This is a genomic window from Streptococcus suis, assembly GCF_002960625.1.
Taxonomy (GTDB): Bacteria; Bacillota; Bacilli; order Lactobacillales; family Streptococcaceae; genus Streptococcus; species Streptococcus suis_T.
On sequence record NZ_POJH01000038.1, the window covers coordinates 1 to 1,055 of the forward strand.

Genomic DNA, 1,055 nt, shown 5'->3' on the forward strand with positions numbered 1-1,055 from the left:
GGAATCAAAGACAAAAACATCAAAATTCTCTTCGTTTTAAAACATCAGACCCATCTGGAAATTCGGGCAAGGCTGGATTATGACAGCCCTAGCTGTCCTCATTGCCAAGGGAAGTGTATCAAGTACGATTTTCAAAAGTCGTCAAAGATTCCGATTTTGGATTGCCAGGGGTTTCCAACCTTACTCCTGCTTAAAAAACGCCGGTTTCAATGCAAATCTTGCCAAAAAGTGACTGTAGCTGAGACAGCTCTAGTCAAGAAAAACTGTCAGATTTCCCAACCTATTTGGGAAAAAGTGACACAACTCCATACAGAAAACATGACCAATATAGCCATCGCTAGGAGATTACATATCTCCGTATCGGTCGTCCAGAGGAAACTGGCTCAGTTTCAATTTGAGCATGATTTTACAACATTACCAAAAGTCTTGAGCTGGGATGAATTTAGTCGGAACAAGGGAAAACTCGCCTTTATTGCTCAGAATTTTGAGACGAGATCGATTGTGACCATTCTTGACAACAACCGCCAAACCACCATCAAGAACTATTTCTACAAGTATCCTAGGGCAGTCAGAGAAACTGTCGAGGTCGTAACAGTGGACATGTCGGGTAGCTATATTCCCATCATCAAAAAACTATTTCCAAGAGCTAAAATTGTCCTTGATAGATTTCACATTATCCAACACCTGAGCCGTGCTATGATGATGACTAGAATTGATATTATGAAGACTTTCGATACGCGTTCCCTACCTTATCGATCCATGAAAAATCACTGGCGTATTCTCCAAAAAGATAGTCGAAAACTGTCTCTGAATCGCTTCTTTTCTCGCACTTTTGGGCAAACAGTAACACCGAGAGAGGTTGTCCAGAAGACATTGAAGTTCTCTAAGGAACTGAAATTCTATTACGAACTCTATCAGATCCTTCTCTTCCATTTCCAAGAGATGAACTCGAAATATTTCTTCGAGCTTCTGGAAGACAATTTGGATTTTGTCAATCCTGCCTTTAAAACTGTTTTTAAAACTTTTCTAAAGTATAAAACGTACATCACGAACGC

Annotated in this window: 1 protein-coding gene; it reads left to right on the plus strand. The window is 40.1% G+C overall.

The features are described 5' to 3' along the window. A partial coding sequence (locus tag C1G49_RS08810) for an ISL3 family transposase (protein ID WP_105125396.1) occupies positions 1–1,055 on the plus strand: 1,055 nt, incomplete at both ends.